Source organism: Streptomyces sp. GL_141, from assembly GCF_057834385.1.
Window position 1 is genome coordinate 2744147 of the sequence record NZ_CM174402.1, and the last position, 16540, is coordinate 2760686.

16 protein-coding genes and 1 pseudogene are annotated in these 16540 nt (G+C 72.3%); 7 read left to right on the forward strand and 10 right to left on the reverse strand.

Features of this window, described 5'->3' with window-relative positions:
- The first annotated feature begins 4 nt into the window (after positions 1 to 4).
- A complete protein-coding gene (locus AC3IX6_RS11585) occupies positions 5 to 985 on the forward strand; it encodes a helix-turn-helix domain-containing protein (RefSeq protein ID WP_489370048.1) in 981 nt (326 codons plus the stop codon).
- Between the two features lie 269 nt (positions 986 to 1254).
- On the opposite strand, the gene def is transcribed toward AC3IX6_RS11585, so the two are convergent.
- The 8 genes and pseudogenes from def to AC3IX6_RS11625 all read right to left on the reverse strand — a co-directional run bounded on the left by def (position 1255) and on the right by AC3IX6_RS11625 (position 9081).
- Positions 1255 to 1890 (reverse strand): peptide deformylase, encoded by a 636-nt coding sequence (gene def / locus AC3IX6_RS11590; RefSeq protein ID WP_389691486.1) that lies wholly within the window; start codon positions 1888 to 1890, stop codon positions 1255 to 1257.
- A 65-nt stretch (positions 1891 to 1955) separates the two neighbouring features.
- Positions 1956 to 2963 carry a tetratricopeptide repeat protein gene (locus AC3IX6_RS11595; protein ID WP_489370049.1) on the reverse strand — a complete coding sequence of 336 codons (1008 nt, stop codon included), beginning with the start codon at positions 2961 to 2963 and terminating at the stop codon, positions 1956 to 1958.
- A gap of 117 nt (positions 2964 to 3080) precedes the next feature.
- The gene (locus tag AC3IX6_RS11600; RefSeq protein ID WP_489370050.1) at positions 3081 to 4340 is read right to left on the reverse strand and encodes an HD-GYP domain-containing protein; all 1260 of its coding nucleotides are present in this window, start codon (positions 4338 to 4340) and stop codon (positions 3081 to 3083) included.
- A gap of 272 nt (positions 4341 to 4612) precedes the next feature.
- Positions 4613 to 6013: pseudogene (locus AC3IX6_RS11605) on the reverse strand (HD-GYP domain-containing protein); the annotation flags it as partial.
- Positions 6014 to 6243: 230 nt separating this feature from the next.
- Positions 6244 to 6582 (reverse strand): mycothiol system anti-sigma-R factor, encoded by a 339-nt coding sequence (gene rsrA, locus AC3IX6_RS11610; protein ID WP_389691492.1) that lies wholly within the window; start codon positions 6580 to 6582, stop codon positions 6244 to 6246.
- A complete protein-coding gene (locus tag AC3IX6_RS11615) occupies positions 6579 to 7223 on the reverse strand; it encodes a sigma-70 family RNA polymerase sigma factor (protein WP_008741505.1) in 645 nt (214 codons plus the stop codon). The genes rsrA and AC3IX6_RS11615 overlap by 4 nt, the downstream gene beginning before the upstream one ends.
- 279 nt (positions 7224 to 7502) lie before the next feature.
- Complete coding sequence (locus AC3IX6_RS11620) at positions 7503 to 8183, reverse strand: alpha/beta hydrolase family protein (RefSeq protein ID WP_489370051.1); 681 nt, start codon at positions 8181 to 8183, stop codon at positions 7503 to 7505.
- Positions 8184 to 8265: 82 nt separating this feature from the next.
- Positions 8266 to 9081, reverse strand: a complete 816-nt coding sequence (locus AC3IX6_RS11625) for an SOS response-associated peptidase (protein ID WP_489370052.1) — start codon at positions 9079 to 9081, stop codon at positions 8266 to 8268.
- A gap of 53 nt (positions 9082 to 9134) precedes the next feature.
- Here AC3IX6_RS11625 and AC3IX6_RS11630 point away from each other — a divergent pair, with 53 nt between their 5' ends.
- From AC3IX6_RS11630 to AC3IX6_RS11645, 4 genes are all read left to right on the forward strand, one after another.
- Positions 9135 to 9848, forward strand: coding sequence for a M50 family metallopeptidase (locus AC3IX6_RS11630; RefSeq protein WP_489370053.1), 714 nt, complete (start codon positions 9135 to 9137; stop codon positions 9846 to 9848).
- 173 nt (positions 9849 to 10021) lie between these two features.
- On the forward strand, positions 10022 to 11383 hold the full coding sequence (gene aroA, locus AC3IX6_RS11635) for a 3-phosphoshikimate 1-carboxyvinyltransferase (RefSeq protein WP_489370054.1): 1362 nt from the start codon (positions 10022 to 10024) through the stop codon (positions 11381 to 11383).
- An 8-nt stretch (positions 11384 to 11391) separates the two neighbouring features.
- A complete protein-coding gene (rsgA, locus tag AC3IX6_RS11640; protein ID WP_250750325.1) occupies positions 11392 to 12402 on the forward strand; it encodes a ribosome small subunit-dependent GTPase A in 1011 nt (336 codons plus the stop codon).
- 149 nt (positions 12403 to 12551) lie between these two features.
- Positions 12552 to 12875, forward strand: a complete 324-nt coding sequence (locus AC3IX6_RS11645) for a DMT family transporter (RefSeq protein WP_112447780.1) — start codon at positions 12552 to 12554, stop codon at positions 12873 to 12875.
- Here the strand turns inward: AC3IX6_RS11645 and AC3IX6_RS11650 are convergent.
- Positions 12841 to 13404 carry a TetR/AcrR family transcriptional regulator gene (locus AC3IX6_RS11650; RefSeq protein ID WP_489370055.1) on the reverse strand — a complete coding sequence of 188 codons (564 nt, stop codon included), beginning with the start codon at positions 13402 to 13404 and terminating at the stop codon, positions 12841 to 12843. The genes AC3IX6_RS11645 and AC3IX6_RS11650 overlap by 35 nt on opposite strands.
- A 133-nt stretch (positions 13405 to 13537) precedes the next feature.
- On the opposite strand from AC3IX6_RS11650, the gene hisN reads away from it, so the two are divergent.
- Both hisN and AC3IX6_RS11660 read left to right on the forward strand, forming a co-directional pair.
- Entirely contained in the window at positions 13538 to 14341 is an 804-nt protein-coding gene (gene hisN, locus AC3IX6_RS11655; RefSeq protein ID WP_489370056.1) for a histidinol-phosphatase, read from the forward strand.
- Positions 14342 to 14549: 208 nt separating this feature from the next.
- Positions 14550 to 14957: a CBS domain-containing protein gene (locus AC3IX6_RS11660; protein ID WP_250750305.1), complete on the forward strand. Its 408-nt coding sequence runs from the start codon at positions 14550 to 14552 to the stop codon at positions 14955 to 14957.
- Between the two features lie 71 nt (positions 14958 to 15028).
- On the opposite strand, the gene AC3IX6_RS11665 is transcribed toward AC3IX6_RS11660, so the two are convergent.
- Positions 15029 to 16480: a catalase gene (locus AC3IX6_RS11665; protein ID WP_266955311.1), complete on the reverse strand. Its 1452-nt coding sequence runs from the start codon at positions 16478 to 16480 to the stop codon at positions 15029 to 15031.
- Positions 16481 to 16540: the final 60 nt, after the last annotated feature.

The window sequence follows — 16540 nt, forward strand, 5'->3', positions numbered from 1 at the left end:
AGACATGCTGAAGCCTTCCTCCCTCAACAACGTGGCCGTGGCCGTGGTGAACGGGGTCACCCCCTTCGAGATGGGCATCTTCTGCGAGGTCTTCGGGATCGACCGCAGTGCGATGGGGCTGCCCACCTACGACTTCGCCGTCTGCGCGATGGAGGGGAATCCGGTCACCGTCGGAGACGGCCACTACAGCCTCACCCTCCCCTACGGACCCGACCGGCTGGAGGAGGCGGATCTGATCTGCCTGCCCGCCGACCGCCAGGCCCCCACCCGCGTGTACCCGGAGCCGCTCCTCGAAGCCCTGCGGCGGGCCGTGGACCGGGGCGCGCGGGTGCTGAGCGTGTGCAGCGGGGCCTTCATGCTGGGGGCGGCCGGGCTGCTGGACGACCGGCGGTGCACCACGCACTGGATGCACGCCCCGGCCCTGGCCCGGCGCTTCCCGCGGGCCAGGGTCGACCCGGACGTGCTCTACGTGGACGAGGGCCAGGTGATCACCTCGGCCGGCACCGCCTCCGGGATCGACGCGTGCCTGCACCTCGTCCGGCAGGAGCAGGGCGCCGAGGTGGCCAACACCATCGCCCGGCGGATGGTCGTACCGCCGCACCGGGACGGCGGGCAGGCGCAGTACATCCAGCGTCCGCTGCCCCGCACCTCCTGCGACACGGTGGGCGAGGTGATCGGCTGGATGGCCCGCCACCTGGAGGAGGAGATCACGGTCGAGCAGCTCGCGGAGCGGGCCCACATGTCCGCGCGGACCTTCGCCCGCCGCTTCCTCCAGGAGACGGGGACCACCCCGTACCAGTGGGTGCTGCGCCAGCGCGTCCTGCTGGCGCAGGAGTTGCTGGAGGCCACCGACGAGACGGTGGACGCGATCGCGGGCCGCTGCGGCTTCGGTACCGCGGCCGCCCTGCGCCACCACTTCCTGCGGACGCTGAGCACCACCCCGAACGCCTTCCGCCGCGCGTTCCGGGGCCCGTCCGCGGCCTGAGGTCCGGCCGGATCCGTCAGCTGAACGAGAACTTCCCCCTTCTTGATCGTTTTCGCCCTACGGTTTGGTGGTTCGCATACGACAGGGGGGTTCTCATGACTCGCTCCATCCGGACCGTCGGCCGGCACCCGGTCGCGGCCGACCCGAGCGACCTGGGCTGGGACTAGCGCCGCCGACCGGCTCCGCGCCGCCGCAAGCGAAAGGCGCCCCGCTCCTGACCGGAGCGGGGCGCCTTTCGCGTATCGCGTATCGCGTACGGGAAGGTGCGGCTACGCGTTCGGAACCGTCTCGTAGCGCGGGGTGCCCTCTTCCATCTGCCGCAGCGCGTCCTTGCGGTCCCGCTTCGAGAGCCGGTCGATGTACAGGTAGCCGTACAGGTGGTCGGTCTCGTGCTGGAGGCAGCGCGCGAAGTAGCCGGTGCCCCGCACCTTGATCGGGTTGCCCTGCGCGTCCTGGCCGGTCACCTCGGCGTAGTCCGGGCGGGCCAGCGAGGCGTAGGCGGTCGGGACCGACAGGCAGCCCTCGTTCGAGTCGTCCAGGATGCGGGCGGCGGCCGGCAGCTCGACGAGCTTGGGGTTGATCACCACACCCGTGTGACGGTTGCCGTCGTCGTCCGGGCAGTCGTAGACGAAGACCTTGGCGTCGACGCCGATCTGGTTCGCGGCGAGGCCCACGCCCTCGGCGGCCTTCTGGCTGGCGAACATGTCGTCGATCAGCTGCGCCAGCTCGTCGCCGAACTCGGTGACGTCCTTGCACTCCCGGTGCAGGACCGGGTTGCCGACCACCGTGATCGGGCGGGCGGTGCCGCGCTCGCGGTGGGCGAGCTCGCGCGCCTCACAGTCCTCGGTGTCGACGACGTACCCGTCGTTCACGCTCTCGACAACGTCGTTCTCCTGCTGCGCCATGTCCGCCGTACGCCTTCCGTAAGTCCACCAGTCACCGATGTGCCGGTACAGACTACGGCCCCGGCTCAGCAGACCTCTTCGAGATCCCGCCACTCCCGGCTGTCCGGACTGTCCGCGACCCAGCCGTCGAGCAGCCCGCGCACCAGACCCGCCGGTGCCGCGATCCCGCACTCCCGCTCGGGCACCCACAGGGATCCGGACCCGGCCGTACGGTGGCCCAGCGGGCCGGGGTGGCCCGGTTCGCTGTGGTCGTGCGGGTCCAGGTGCTCGCCGTCGCCCTCACCGCTCGGCATGGCGCTCTCCGAGCAGGTCCGGCACAGCAGCCGCACCGAGGAGGACCAGTCCTCCGCGGCGAAGCCGGCGTCGGAGGCCAGCTGCTCCAGGGCGTTGCGGTCGGCCTCGGTGGCCGCCTCCAGGAGCACCACCCAGGTCGGCACCGGGGAGGGCGCCCACAGCTCGATCTCGTCGAACACGGGGTACGAGGGACCGGCCGCGGTGACGCGCTCGCCGTGCGGGACACCGTCGTGCAGGACGACCTCGCCCCAGCGCCGCCCCGAGGAGGGCAGCGGGATCGACAGGACCTCCATGCGGGCGGGGTCCAGCCTGCGGCCCCAGACCACCTCGGCCTCGCCCTCGGGCGACAGCCGCACGGCCGCACTGCCGAGCTCCATGCCGACCGGTTCGCCGTGGGCGTGACCGCTCCCGCTCGCGCCGTGCGGGTCTCCGGGCACCTTCAGCCCGTACGCCTGCCAGGCGCGGCGGGCCAGCGGCCAGTCCTGGAGCGCGGTCGCGGCGATGCCGACGTTCCACCAGTCCGGGGCGCCGGTCTCCCGGTCGAGCAGGGCCACGGCGCGCAGCCCGGCGGCCCGCGCCTGCTCCCAGTCGTGGCGGAACTTGTGGAGCAGCGCCAGGTTGAACCAGGACTCGGACAGCCAGGGTTCCAGGTCCGCCGCTCTGGTCAGCAGCGCTCCCGCGTCCTCGTACCGACCGTCGCCGATCAGCGTGAACGCGCGGTCGGTGGCCTGCCGCCACGAAGCGGATGGCCGATGCCGTACCTTCCCGAAGATCCTCACGATTCCCGCCTGCCGGACACTCTTGCTCGGGACACTCCTGCTGCGAACACTCCTGCTGGGAACACTCTCACTGGCATCCAACCATGCCCACTCGGACGGCCGCTCATTACCCATGGGTTACCCAGGCGGGACGGGTACGACTCTGGCACGTCCGCCCCGGGCGAGCACCCTGGCGAGACACTCCACGACTTCCGGCTGGTAGTCGTGCCCGGTCCCCAGGCGCAGCCGCTCCAGGGCCTCCAATGAGCCGCCCGGGTGACGGGCCCCGCCGACGAGATCGTCGTACGCGTTGACCGTGCGCACGATCCGGGCGGCGACGGGCTGGTCGCGGTACGGGTCCGCCTGCAGTTCCACGACCACCGCGACCTCGGCCGGGACCCCCGTCTGGCGGGCCACCTCGCCGCCGAGCCCGGCGATCCGGCGGGCCTCGGCCTCGGGCAGCTCGGCGGTGGCCCCGGCCGGGACCGGGTCGACGAGGGAGAGCTGCCCGATGTCGTGCATGAGGGCGGCGTACTCCAGCACCGTGATCTCCCGCTCCGAGAGGCCCAGCTCCCGGCCCACGGCGCAGCTGAGCGCGGCCACCCGGCGGGAGTGGCCGGGCCGGGTGTAGCCGGCGATCTCGGTGGCGCGGGCGAGGGAGGTGATGGTCTGGCGGTAGGTGGTGCGGATGGCGGTGATCCGGTGGAAGGACATCTGGGTCAGGAGCAGTGGCACGCTGAAGACGGGCACCGCCCACAGGCCGGCGACGGCGACCCCGAGGGCCATGACCACGCCCGTGGCGCAGATCGCGGAGCCGATGCCCAGCTGGGCGCGGAGCTCGTCGCGGAGCAGCGGGGCGAAGGGCCAGCCGGTCCGTGCGCCGGCGAGGACGGCGCCGAGGACCGCGTCGCACAGGGCCGTGAGCCCGAGCAGGAAGACCAGGAAGAGCACGAGGTACGGGCCCTGGCCGACCCAGTGCTCCAGCTGCCCGGAGTTGTAGAGCGGCTGGAAGCAGACGGCGGCGAAGGTGACGGTGAGGACGCGGCGGGCCAGGTGGTCGAGGGCGGGGCCGCGGCCCCGGGCGATGTGCGGGACGATCCCGAGGAGCGCGGCCGTGACCACCACGGCGACGATCTGCAGGACCCCGTGGTGGGTGGGGGCTCCGGCGTTCTGCCCGAGCAGGGCGTACGCGAGCGCCCCCGCGGATCCGAGCGGCGCGGGCTGCTGGCGGGCGGCGTCGCCGCTGTCCCGGCGGGCGAGCTCGCCGATGGTGATCAGGGTGCCGAAGGCGAGGGCGTTGGCCGGCTCGACGAGGCCGTTCCAGACGGTGTGCCCGAGCGCGGCCACGGTCAGCACCCCGGCGGCCCCGCGGACGACGCCGACGGCCCAGCCCCTCACGCCGTTGCTCCCGCTGCAGGGGCGGACGGGGACCGGGGCGTTCCCGCCGGGTCCGCTGCCGCCGCGGCGGAGGCGGACGGTGAGCCCGGCGTCCCCGGCCCGTCGTGCCGCCCCGTTCCGGGCCGGCCCGCGGGCACGCTCTCCACCGGGGGTTCCGGCACGCAGTGGCCGGCCTGGGGCGAAGCCCCGGCGGGGGCGGCCTGGGCGGGCAGCCCGGCCAGCACCGCACCGGTGCCGTCCGCCACCCCGCCCGGGGCGCCGCTGGGCACGGCCCGGTCCCCGTCCGCCCCTGCAGCGGGAGCAAGGGCCGGGATCACCTGGAGGTCGTCGTCCGAGGTCACCTTCGGATGCCAGCCCTGGCGGCCGATCGCGTCGACCAGCGCCCGCACCATGTCCGGGTCGAACTGGGCCCCCGCGCAGCGTTCCAGCTCGGCCAGGGCGACCCGCACCGGCCGGGCCCTGCTGTACGACCGGGTCGAGGTCATCGCGTCGAAGGCGTCGGCGACCGCCACGACCCGGGCGAGCACCGGGATCTGTTCCCCGGTCAGCCCGTACGGGTAGCCGGAGCCGTCCACCCGCTCGTGGTGGTGCAGGATCGCCGCGCGGGCCTCTCCCAGGAAGCCGATGCCGCGCACCATCTCGTGTCCGTACTCGGGGTGAAGTTCGATGATCCTGCGCTCTTCGGGGGTCAGCGGTCCGTCCTTGCGCAGCAGCCGGGTCGGGACGCCGAGCTTGCCCACGTCGTGGAGGATGCCGGCGATGCGGACGACTTCGAGGCGTTCCTCGCCCATGCCCAGCTCGCGGGCGATCATCGCCGAGGCCTGTCCGACCCGCTCGCTGTGGCCCCGCGTGTAGCGGTCCTTGATGTCGACGGCCTGGACCAGGGCCCTGATGGTGGCCTGGTGGGCGGCGCGCTCGCGGTGGTACTGGGCGAAGACCCAGCAGGAGATGTACATGGGCAGCATGACGAGCAGTGCGGCCGGAAGTCCGTACGGGCTGCGCCACATGACGGCCATCATCAGTCCGGCGAGGCCGTGCACGCAGTGCGGGGCGAGGGACCGGGTCGCGAGGCCGCGCCAGGCGGTGGCGGCGGGTCGGCGCTCGGCGGCGGCCAGGATGCAGCCGTCGAGGGCGGTCAGCACCAGGCAGAAGGCGACGGCCGCGGCGGCGGCGGGGAGCATCACGTACGGGAAGTCGGCGACCCAGGCGGCCGGACCCTCCGACGGCACGGACCCGTCCGGGCCGGTCGGCCCGGTCCCGCCGAAGGAGCCTCCGCCCAGCGCTTCGGGCCCGCCCAGCAGCCCGTAGACCTGCCCGGCGGTCCAGGCGGCTATGGACTGCTGCGCCCCGTGCCAGATGCGCCGCACCCGTGCGGGCCGCGCCGTCACGGTCCCGGCGAGTCCGCCGGGCAGTGCGACGAGGGCCGCGGCGGCCGGCGGCAGGAGGAACACGGCGGCCAGCACCACCGGGAAGAAGGAGCCGAGGCCCTCGGGCACCCGGCGGCCCATGAGCGGGCACACCTTGACGAGTTCGCAGCCGAGGTACAGGACGGCGAGCAGGCCGATGGAGGGCCACGGGGTGGCGGAACCGGTGACGGCCGGGGCGACGCACGCGCAGGCGGCCAGGACGGCGCACAGGACGTAGGCGCGCGCCAACGGCGGAAGTACCCGCATGGCGCTCTCCTCCCCCTGAGCCGTGCAAGTCAGGTACGAATCAAACCAGTACCCGAATGGGGAGAATAAGTGGGCCCGGGAGCGAGGTGGGCCACATTTTTGCATTGCGCCATGCGGACGCCCCCGGATTACCACCTTCGAGTGAAGGAAGTGCCCTTCCGGGGGCGGCTGTTCGAGATTGTTCAATCGGGTACCACTTCACCGGCGAAGCTGGCCGGTTTTCAACTTTTTCAGCCCGCCGCTGATCCCGGCATCGGCTCGACGACGGCCGGCTCGGGCGGCGCGGCCGTAATGTCATGGTCCGGCACCGCCTGCCCCGAACGGATGAGCTCGATCCGTCCCATCACCTTCGAGCGCAGATCGGTCGGCACGTCGTCCGATCCGCAGCAGCGCTTGACCAGCTTCTTCACGGCCTGTTCCAGGCCGTACTTCTCCAGACAGGGATTGCACTCGCCGAAGTGCGCCTCGAACTTCGTGCAGTCGCTGTCGGGCATCTCCTGGTCCAGGAACTCATAAAGGTGGTCCAGGACCTCGGAGCACTCCGTCTCGTGCGCATCTCCGCAGCTCATGAGCCCGAGCCTTTCAGGTCGTTCGACTCTCCCGCGCCGGCTGGGACGAGCCCGCGCTCACGGGCGTAGTCCTCAAGCATTCCACGGAGTTGACGGCGGCCACGGTGCAGTCGCGACATGACCGTACCGATGGGTGTACCCATGATGTCCGCGATCTCCTTGTACGCAAAGCCCTCTACGTCGGCAAGATAGACCGCGATGCGGAACTCCTCCGGAATGGCCTGGAGCGCTTCCTTCACATCGGAATCGGGCAGGTGATCGAGCGCCTGCGACTCGGCGGAACGCAAGCCCGTCGACATGTGCGACTCGGCGCGCGCAAGCTGCCAGTCCTCGATCTCCTCGGCCGCACTGCGCTGGGGTTCGCGCTGCTTCTTGCGGTACGAGTTGATGAAGGTGTTGGTCAGAATGCGGTACAGCCACGCCTTCAGGTTGGTGCCCTCGCGGAACTGGTGGAAGGACGCGTACGCCTTCGCGTACGTCTCCTGGACCAGGTCCTCGGCGTCGGCCGGATTGCGCGTCATGCGCAGGGCGGCCGAGTACATCTGGTCGAGGTAGCCGAGGGCGTCCCTCTCGAAACGCGCATTGCGCTCCGGGGTCGTCTCCTCCGCGTGGCCTTCGTCGGTCCCGGCGACAGGACCCACCTCCTCCGACTGCGTGGCGACTCCGAAAGCGGACCCGCTCGAATCGGAGAATAGTCGACCATCCCGGTCGCCCGCCGCCCGAACCGTGCCGCGCTTGGGCGCGGGCAGCACTGTCCAGTCCAGGTCAGCGGCCTGCGGACGGTTCTGGCTGATGACCTGGGTCATGCGTTGCCTCTCCTCCGACGTCTTCCTGTACGTACCGACATCCGGGACAACAGAAGGCCGCTGCGGCACATTCCCCGGCGGGGGCCGGGTTTCGGGACCAACGTCACACCGGCATCACAGCGGCAGCCTGCCGAGCCACCCGGCCACCGCCCCGGTGATCACCGCCAGGGACTCCTCCTGCGTGGGACCGGTCCTCTTCGGCACGGCGAAGCCGTGGTCCCCGCCCTCCACCTCCACCAGCTCGTACGAGGCTCCGCGCGCTCCCCGCGCCGGGAACTCCTCCGGCCGCCCGAAGGCGTCGCGGCCCCCCTGGACCACCAGCACCGGCCGCCCGGCGCCCAGCAGCTCCTCGGCCCGGGACTTCTCCGGCCGGCCCGGCGGGTGCAGCGGGAAGGCCAGCGCGAGCACCCCGGCCGCGCCCAGCTCCGCCGCGGTCCGGCAGGCCACCCGGGCCCCGGCGCTGCGGCCGCCCGCGACGACGGGCAGCCCGGGCTCCGCGAAGGCGGGCCACAGGGCGGTCCAGCCCGCGTCCAGCACCTTGGGCGCGGCGGCGACCTTCTTCCCGGCGACCCGCCAGGGCTGCTCGGCGAGCGCCACGGTGATCCCCAGGGCGGGCAGGGCGGCGGCCAGGGCCTGGAGGTCCCGGGCCTCGATCCCGCCGCCGGCTCCGTGGCCCAGGGCGAGCACCAGGCGGGCCTTGCCCGCCGGGGCCGGGTGCCAGGTGATGCGGGCGTCGCCCGCCGGGGTGGCAATGGTCTCGGTGCGCTCGGTGCGCTCGGTGCGCGTGCTGCTCATGCCCCGATCATGCCGTCGGCGGCGGCCGCCGGGGTAACGCCGGGGCCGTACGAAACGCCGGGGCCGCCCGACGCCCGGGCCGTCAGAAGAGCGTGCCTTCCTCCGGCCCGTCCAGTTCCTCCAGCAGTTCGGGCCCGTTGTTGCGGACGCTGCTCGCGGCCGTGGACACCGGATAGGCGCGCATCAGCCCGCCGGGCGGCGGGGCCAGCAGGGCCTGGAGCTCGTCGGGGTCGGTCCGCGCCGGGTCCAGCCAGGCGTCCCACCGGTCCGGGGTGAGCATCAGCGGCATCCGGGGGTGGATGTCGGCGAGCGAGCGCGGCCCTTCGGCGGGGGCGACGCCGAGCGGACCGGTCTCGGCCTCGGCGGTGATCACCGAGCAGGTCGCCCACCAGGCGAGCGGGTGCTCGTCGGGCAGGGTCCGGTCGCGCCAGAACTCGTATATCCCGGCCATGGCGAAGACGGAGCCGTCGGAGGGGAGGACGAAGTAGGGCTGCTTGCGCGTCCGCTTCTTCTTGCCCTCGACCTCGAGCTGCCGCTCGTCGTGGGCGGTGACCCACTCGTAGTAGCCGTCCGCCGGGATGATGCAGCGGCGCTGCGCGAAGGGGCGGCGGAAGGACGGCTTCTCGGCGATGGTCTCGGACCGGGCGTTGATCATCCGGGCGGCGCCGTCGGGATTCTGCGCCCAGGACGGGACGAGCCCCCATTTCAGGACCCTCAGCTGGCGAACCGGACGCGGGCTCGGAGCGTCTTTCAGAGGACGGTCGAGGACGACGTGGACCTCTTTCGTCGGAGCCACGTTCCAGTCGGGTGCCAGCACCTCCTCCGGCTCCCACCGCTCCACCCCGAAGACCTCGGCCAGCTCCTCCGGCCCACGACTCGCTGCATACCTTCCGCACATGGCTGCCACACTGCCATGTCACCCGATCGCCACCACAAGGAGTCCGCCACCTCATGAACACCAGCACCACGGCCGGCCTGTGGGACCGGCTCACCGGCATACAGGCGGCGCCCGACCAGTGGCTGGTGATCGCGACGGGGCTGGCGGCGCTCGTCGCGGTGGGCCCCCGGCCGGTGTGGCGGCTGTCGCGCAACGCGATCACCATCGCGCACGAGGGCGGTCACGGGCTGCTGGCGCTGCTGACGGGCCGCAGCCTGGACGGGATCCGGCTGCACTCGGACACCAGCGGGGTCACCGTCAGCCGCGGCAAGCCCACGGGCCTGGGCATGGTCCTCACGGCCGCCGCCGGATACACGGCGCCCTCCCTGCTCGGCCTCGGCGGGGCGGCCCTGCTCTCGGCGCACCGGATCACCCTGCTGCTGTGGGCGGCGACCGCCCTGCTGCTGGCGGTGCTGGTGATGATCCGCAACGCGTACGGGCTGCTGACGGTGCTGGTCACGGGCACCACCTTCGTCCTGGTCTCCTGGCTGGCCCCCGAGGACGTGCAGGCGGTCTTCGCCTACGCCGTGGTGTGGTTCCTGCTCCTCGGCGGCGTCCGGCCGGTCTTCGAGCTGGGGGCGAAGCGCCGCGGCGGCGGAGCGCCCGACTCCGACGCGGACCAGCTCGGACGGCTCACCCATGTGCACCCGGTCGTGTGGCTGCTGCTGTTCCACGTGGTGGCGCTGTGCTCGCTCATCGGCGGCGGCCGCTGGCTGCTGGCCCTCTGACCGGCCTCTGCTCGCCGTCAGACCGGCCGCCGCTCGCCCTCCGACGGGCCCCTGACCGCCGCCGCTCCCCCTGCGGCCCACCGCGGACCGGCCCGGGCCGGCGGGTGTCCGCACGCCGAGACTCCCCCGGTGATCAAGATCTGCGGCCATGGGAAGCCACTAAAGTGGGGGCCATGACCGAGACCCCCGCGCTCCCCGCCCTCTGGCCCGCCCCGCTCGCCGACTCCGCCGTCCAGGCCACCGTCACCGTGCCCGGGTCCAAATCGGTCACCAACCGCGCCCTCGTGCTCGCCGCGCTCGCCTCCGAGCCGGGCTGGGTGCGCCGCCCGCTGCGTTCGCGCGACTCCCAGCTGATGTCCGACGCGCTGCGCGCGCTGGGCGTCGGCATCGAGGAGACGGTCTCCTCCAGCTCCGCCGGCGAGGGCGACGCGGGCGAGGCCTGGCGGGTCATCCCGGCCGCGCTGCACGGTCCGGCCACGGTCGACGTCGGCAACGCGGGCACGGTCATGCGCTTCCTGCCGCCCGTCGCCACCCTCGCCTCCGGCGACATCCGCTTCGACGGGGACCCGCGCTCCTACGAGCGCCCCCTGGGCCAGGTCATCACGGCGCTGCGCACGCTCGGCGCCCGCATCGACGACGACGGCCGCGGGGCGCTGCCGCTGACCGTCCAGGGCGGCGGGGCCCTGGAGGGCGGGACCGTCGAGATCGACGCGACCAACTCCTCGCAGTTCGTGTCCGCGCTGCTGCTCTCCGCCCCGCGCTTCAACCAGGGCGTCGAGGTCCGGCACGTGGGCACCAACCTGCCGTCCATGCCGCACATCCGGATGACGGTGGAGATGCTGCGCGCGGCGGGCGCGCAGGTCGACACCCCCGAGTCCGGCGGCGAGAAGAACGTCTGGCGGGTCGCCCCCGGCGCCCTGCTCGGCCGCGACCTGGTCGTGGAGCCGGACCTCTCCAACGCGCAGCCCTTCATGGCGGCGGCCCTGATCACCGGCGGCACCGTCACCATCCCGGACTGGCCGCGCCGCACCACGCAGCCCGGCGACGCGCTGCGCCGGATCTTCACGGAGATGGGCGGCTCCTGCGAGCTGACCGACGCCGGCCTGGTCTTCACCGGCACCGGCAAGATCCACGGCATCGACGTGGACCTGGGCGAGGTCGGGGAGCTCACCCCGGGCATCGCGGCGGTCGCGGCGCTGGCCGACTCGGAGTCCGTGCTGCGCGGGGTGCAGCACCTGCGGATGCACGAGACGGACCGGCTGGCGGCGCTCACCAAGGAGATCAACGGGCTGGGCGGCGATGTCACGGAGACCGCGGACGGTCTGCGGATCCGGCCGCGCAAGCTGCACGGCGGCACGTTCCACACGTACGACGACCACCGGATGGCCACGGCCGGCGCGGTGATCGGTCTGGCGGTGGAGGGCGTGCTCATCGAGAACGTGGCGACGACCGCGAAGACGCTGCCGGACTTCCCGAAGATGTGGGCGGACATGCTCGCGCGGGCCGAAGCGGCTCCGGCAGGCGTGGGAGCGTAGGGCCCGTCATGCGCAGGTACGGGAAGCACACCGACGAGGACGACATCCGCCAGCGGCCCAACCCCAAGGGCAACCGGCCGCGTACGACCATCCGCCCCAAGCACGAGGACGCGGCCGAGGGCTTCGTCCTCACCGTGGACCGCGGCCGGCTCACGTGCCTGGTCGAGGACCGGCCCGTGCACGCGATGAAGGCCCGCGAGCTGGGCCGCAAGGCGGCGGTGGTCGGGGACCGGGTCTGGATCGTCGGTGACCTGTCCGGCAAGAAGGACACCCTCGCCCGCATCGTGCGGATCGAGGCGCGCAAGTCCGTCCTGCGGCGCACGGCCGACGACGACGACCCGTACGAGCGCGTCGTCGTCGCCAACGCCGACCAGCTCGCCATCGTGACGGCGCTGGCCGATCCGGAACCGCGCCCCCGGATGATCGACCGCTGCCTGGTGGCCGCGTACGACGCCGGGCTGGAACCGCTGCTGGTCCTCACGAAGTCCGACCTGACCTCCGCGGACAAGATCCTGGAGATCTACTCGACCTTCGGCCTGAACTACGTGGTCACCAACCGCGAGGAGCTGGCGACGGGCGACGCGGCCGAACGGGTGCGCGAGCGCCTGAACGGCCGGATCACCGCCTTCGTCGGCCACTCGGGCGTCGGCAAGACCACGCTGGTGAACTCGCTGGTCGCCGAGGGCCGCCAGCGCGCGACCGGTGTGGTCAACGCGGTGACCGGCCGGGGCCGGCACACCACCACCTCGGCGCTCGCGCTGCCGCTGCCGGGCGGGGACGGCTGGGTCATCGACACCCCGGGCGTACGGTCCTTCGGCCTGCACCACGTGGACCCGTCCCGGGTCATCCTGGCCTTCCCGGAACTGGTGCCGGGGACCGAGGGGTGCCCGCGCGCGTGCAGCCACGACGAGCCGGACTGCGCGCTCGACAAGTGGGTGGAGGACGGCCACGCGGATCCGGCGCGGCTGTATTCGCTGCGCCGGCTGCTGCAGACGCGGGAGCGCCGCGAGGGCGACTGATCGGGCGGGCGACCGAAGCGGGCAACCGATCGAAGGGTGAAGGACCGGCGGGGTTTGCCGTCCCCGATGTCTGGTAAATGCATAATCGCACCAAGTGACGCTCGGGCCGTGCCCGTGAGCGCGTCACATGACGCGGGGAGGCATACGCCATGGCGTGGCTGCTGGTCGTGGTCGCCGGGATCCTGGAAACGGGGTTCGCGGTCTGCCTCAAGCTGTCGCACGGCTTCACCCGGCTGTGGCCGACCATCGCCTTCGCGTGCTTCGCGCTCGGCAGCTTCGGTCTGCTCACCCTGGCCCTGAAGAAGCTGGACGTGGGACCGGCCTACGCGGTGTGGACCGGCATCGGGGCGGCCGGTACCGCGATCTACGGAATGGTCTTCCTCGGGGATCTGGTCTCCACCCTCAAGCTCGTCTCGATCTCGCTGGTGATCCTCGGCGTCATCGGGCTCCAGCTCTCGGGCTCGTCCCACTGAGCAGCCTGAGCAGCCCGGCGTGGCCCGCCGGCTCGGCCGGGGCGACCAGGTAGGACAGCGCGAGCCGCACGGCGAGCTCGCACCGCTGCGCCCCCTCCTGCGCCCCGAAGGCGGCGTGGGCCCGCTCGCGGACCCCGCGGATCAGCTCGGCGGGTCCCAGCGCGGGCAGCCCCGGCCGGACCCCGCGGCCGGCCGGGACGGGTAAGTTGCCGTTCCAGCACCCCGTCAGCAGGGCCCGTACGAGGGGGCGCTCCCGGCCCGCGCGGACGGTCCACTCCACGACCGCCGCCAGCCGCTCGGGCGGGGCGCCCGGGGAGGACAGGGCCCGGTCCACCCCGTCGAGGTACCAGGCCGCGTCGCGCCGGACCAGCGCGTGGCCCAGGCCCGTCTTTCCCGCGAACTCGTTGTAGAGGGTCTGGCGCGAGACCCCGGCGGTGGCCGCGACGTCGATCATCCGCACGGCAGGCCACGGGCGCGCCGCGAGCGCCGCTCCCGCCGCTTCCAGCAAGGACTCCCGGGCCGTGGGCACCGTCGCCTCCCCTTCGACGCCTCCGGTCGACGTCTCCGCCAGAGTTGACGGACCGACAGATCCTGTCAAGGGTGCCCGTGCCGCACCGTGGACGCCCGTCCCGTCGGCCCGGCCGTCTCGGTAGGGTTCTGGCATGCCCGAGTATGACGATGACCTGCGCCTTGCCCTCGAACTCGCCGACGCGGCGGACGCCGCCACGATGGAGCGGTTCCGCGCCCTCGACCTCAAGGTCGAGACCAAGCCCGACATGACCCCGGTGAGCGAGGCCGACACCGCCACCGAGGAGATCATCCGGGCCGGGATCTCCGCCGCGCGGCCCGACGACGCCATCCTGGGCGAGGAGTACGGACTCAAGGGCGACGGCCCGCGCCGCTGGGTCGTGGACCCGATCGACGGTACGAAGAACTACGTGCGCGGCGTTCCGGTGTGGGCGACGCTGATCTCGCTCATGGAGGAGCAGGCCGACGGCGTCTTCCGTCCCGTCGTCGGCGTGGTGTCCGCGCCGGCCCTGGGCCGCCGCTGGTGGGCGGCGCGCGGTCGGGGCGCCTACACGGGGGGCGCGCTCGGCGAGACCACCCCGCTCGGCGTCTCCAAGGTCGCCACCCTCGGCGACGCCTCCTTCGCCTACTCCTCGCTGAGCGGCTGGGAGGAACAGGGGCGGCTGCCCGGCTTCCTGGACCTGACCCGCGCGTGCTGGCGTACGCGGGGCTACGGCGATTTCTGGCCGTACATGATGGTGGCCGAGGGCTCGCTCGACCTGTGCGCCGAGCCCGAGCTGAACCTGTGGGACATGGCGGCCCTGGCGGTCGTGGTGGAAGAGGCCGGCGGCCGCTTCACCGCTCTGGACGGGGCGGACGGCGTACACGGCGGCAACGCGGCGGCCTCGAACGGGCTGCTGCACGCGGAGATGCTGGACCTGCTGCGCCCGCGCGGCTGACGTCCGCGGGACGGGCGCGCGCCGCCGCGCGACGGTGGCCTGCGCCCGCACGTGCCGAATGTGCCCCTTACGCGCCTCCTTGCTGGCTCTCCGTGTGCGTGGGAATCTGAGACTCCTCCGCTTGTGCGCTTGTGAAGGGCTTCTCTAAGTGCGGCTCTTCGTGCGCACCCACCCAAGCGGGGGGACTCACCAGGAGGTGGCTCTCTTCATGCTCGTCCGCGACGCCATGAGCACCGTGATCCTCACCCTCGGACCCACTCACACCCTGCGGCAGGCGGCCTGCCTGATGTCCGGCCGGCGCGTCGGCGCCGCCGTCGTCCTCGATCCCGAACACAGCGGCATCGGCATCCTGACCGAGCGCGACATCCTCAACTCGATCGGCGCGGGCCACGATCCCGACCGGGAGTCCGTGGGCGCCCACACCACCAACAACGTGGTCTTCTGCACCCCGGACGCCACCGTGCAGGAAGCCGCCGAGGCGATGGCCCACGGCGGCTTCCGTCATCTGATCGTCCTGGAGCACGGCGGCCCGGTGGGCATCGTGTCCGTCCGCGACGTCATCCGCTGCTGGGCCCCGGCGCGGCGCACCACCGTGCCCGCCTCCGTTCCCGCGTAGGAACGGCCGACGGGCCGGCGCCCCCCTCACGGGGAGCACCGGCCCGTCGGCCTGCTACGGCAAGGCGTCAATCAGGCGCGGAGGGCCTGGACCGCGGCCTCGAGACGCTTGCCGAAGTCACCGTCCGCCTGGCGGAAGTTGTTGATCGCACGCTCGACGATGTCGTCGCGGGAGACCTTGGCGATGAAGCCGGAGAGGTTCTCGACCAGACGGGTCTTCTCGTCCTCCGAGTACAGGCGGTAGAGGTTGCCCGCCTGGACGAAGTCGTTGTCCTCGGAGTGCGAGGGCGCGGCGTGGTTGCCCGTGCCGCCGGTGACGGCGGAGGAGACCCACAGCGGACGGTCCGTCTGGTGCGGGCCGCCGAAGCTGTTCGGCTCGTAGTTCTTCGCACCCTTGTGGCGGCCGTCGTACAGGTAGCCGTCACGGGAGTTGGTGCGCGCCTCGGTGGCGTGCGGGCGGTTCACCGGCAGGTGGTCGGCGTTGATGCCGACGCGGTAGCGGTGGGCGTCGCCGTAGCCGAAGAGACGGCCCTGGAGCATCTTGTCCGGGGAGGGACCGATGCCGGGAACGAAGTGCGCCGGGGAGAAGATCGACTGCTCGACCTCGGCGAAGACGTTCTCCGGGTTGCGGTTGAGCTCCAGCTTGCCGATCTCGATCGGCGGGTAGTCCTCGTGCGGCCACACCTTGGTGAGGTCGAACGGGTTGAAGCGGTACTCGGCCGCCTCGGCCGCCGGCATGATCTGGACCTGCACGGTCCAGGACGGAAACTCGCCGCGCTCGATGGACTCGCGCAGGTCGCGCTGGTGCGAGTCGGGGTCCTCACCGGCGAGCTGGTTGGCCTCGGCCTGGGTGAGGTTCTTGATGCCCTGGTCGGTCTTGAAGTGGTACTTGACCCAGAAGACCTCGCCGGCCTCGTTGTTCCACTGGAACGTGTGCGAGCCGTAGCCGTTCATGTGGCGGTAGGTCGCCGGGATGCCGCGGTCACCGAACAGCCAGGTCACCTGGTGGGTGGACTCGGGCGACAGACCCCAGAAGTCCCAGACGTTGTCCGCCTCCTGCGAGCCCGTGTACGGGTCGCGCTTCTGGGTGTGGATGAAGTCGGGGAACTTGATGGCGTCCTTGATGAAGAACACCGGGGTGTTGTTGCCGACGAGGTCGTAGTTGCCCTCTTCGGTGTAGAACTTCAGCGCCCAGCCGCGGGGGTCGCGCACGGCGTCGGCGGAACCGAGGTTGCCGGCGACGGTGGAGAAGCGCAGGAAGGTCTCGGTCTCCTTGCCGACCTCGGACAGGAACTTCGCCCGGGTCCACTGCGAGACGTCGCGGGTCAGCGTGAAGGTGCCGTACGCACCGGCGCCACGGGCATGCACCACGCGCTCCGGGATGCGCTCGCGGTTGAAGTGCGCGAGCTTCTCCAGCAGCAGCTGGTCCTGAACCAGAACGGGGCCGCCGATGCCGGCGGTCTCGCTGTTCTGGTTGTCAGCGACCGGAGCTCCGGCCTCCGTGGTGAGCGGTCCCTGCGTCACGTGCGCCTCCTGCGTAAATTTGCTGCAAACCTGTCCTGCGCCCTAACGTAACCGATCCTA

What these genes read in the sequence shown, in the direction of transcription:
- AC3IX6_RS11585 (WP_489370048.1), top strand. Translation starts at nt 5, where the DNA reads ATGCTGAAGCCTTCCTCCCTCAACAACGTGGCCGTGGCCGTGGTGAAC.
- def (WP_389691486.1), bottom strand. Translation starts at nt 1,890, where the DNA reads ATGGCGCAGCAGGAGAACGACGTTGTCGAGAGCGTGAACGACGGGTAC.
- rsrA (WP_389691492.1), bottom strand. Translation starts at nt 6,582, where the DNA reads ATGAGCTGCGGAGATGCGCACGAGACGGAGTGCTCCGAGGTCCTGGAC.
- AC3IX6_RS11620 (WP_489370051.1), bottom strand. Translation starts at nt 8,183, where the DNA reads ATGAGCAGCACGCGCACCGAGCGCACCGAGCGCACCGAGACCATTGCC.
- AC3IX6_RS11625 (WP_489370052.1), bottom strand. Translation starts at nt 9,081, where the DNA reads ATGTGCGGAAGGTATGCAGCGAGTCGTGGGCCGGAGGAGCTGGCCGAG.
- AC3IX6_RS11630 (WP_489370053.1), top strand. Translation starts at nt 9,135, where the DNA reads ATGAACACCAGCACCACGGCCGGCCTGTGGGACCGGCTCACCGGCATA.
- aroA (WP_489370054.1), top strand. Translation starts at nt 10,022, where the DNA reads ATGACCGAGACCCCCGCGCTCCCCGCCCTCTGGCCCGCCCCGCTCGCC.
- rsgA (WP_250750325.1), top strand. Translation starts at nt 11,392, where the DNA reads ATGCGCAGGTACGGGAAGCACACCGACGAGGACGACATCCGCCAGCGG.
- AC3IX6_RS11645 (WP_112447780.1), top strand. Translation starts at nt 12,552, where the DNA reads ATGGCGTGGCTGCTGGTCGTGGTCGCCGGGATCCTGGAAACGGGGTTC.
- hisN (WP_489370056.1), top strand. Translation starts at nt 13,538, where the DNA reads ATGCCCGAGTATGACGATGACCTGCGCCTTGCCCTCGAACTCGCCGAC.
- AC3IX6_RS11660 (WP_250750305.1), top strand. Translation starts at nt 14,550, where the DNA reads ATGCTCGTCCGCGACGCCATGAGCACCGTGATCCTCACCCTCGGACCC.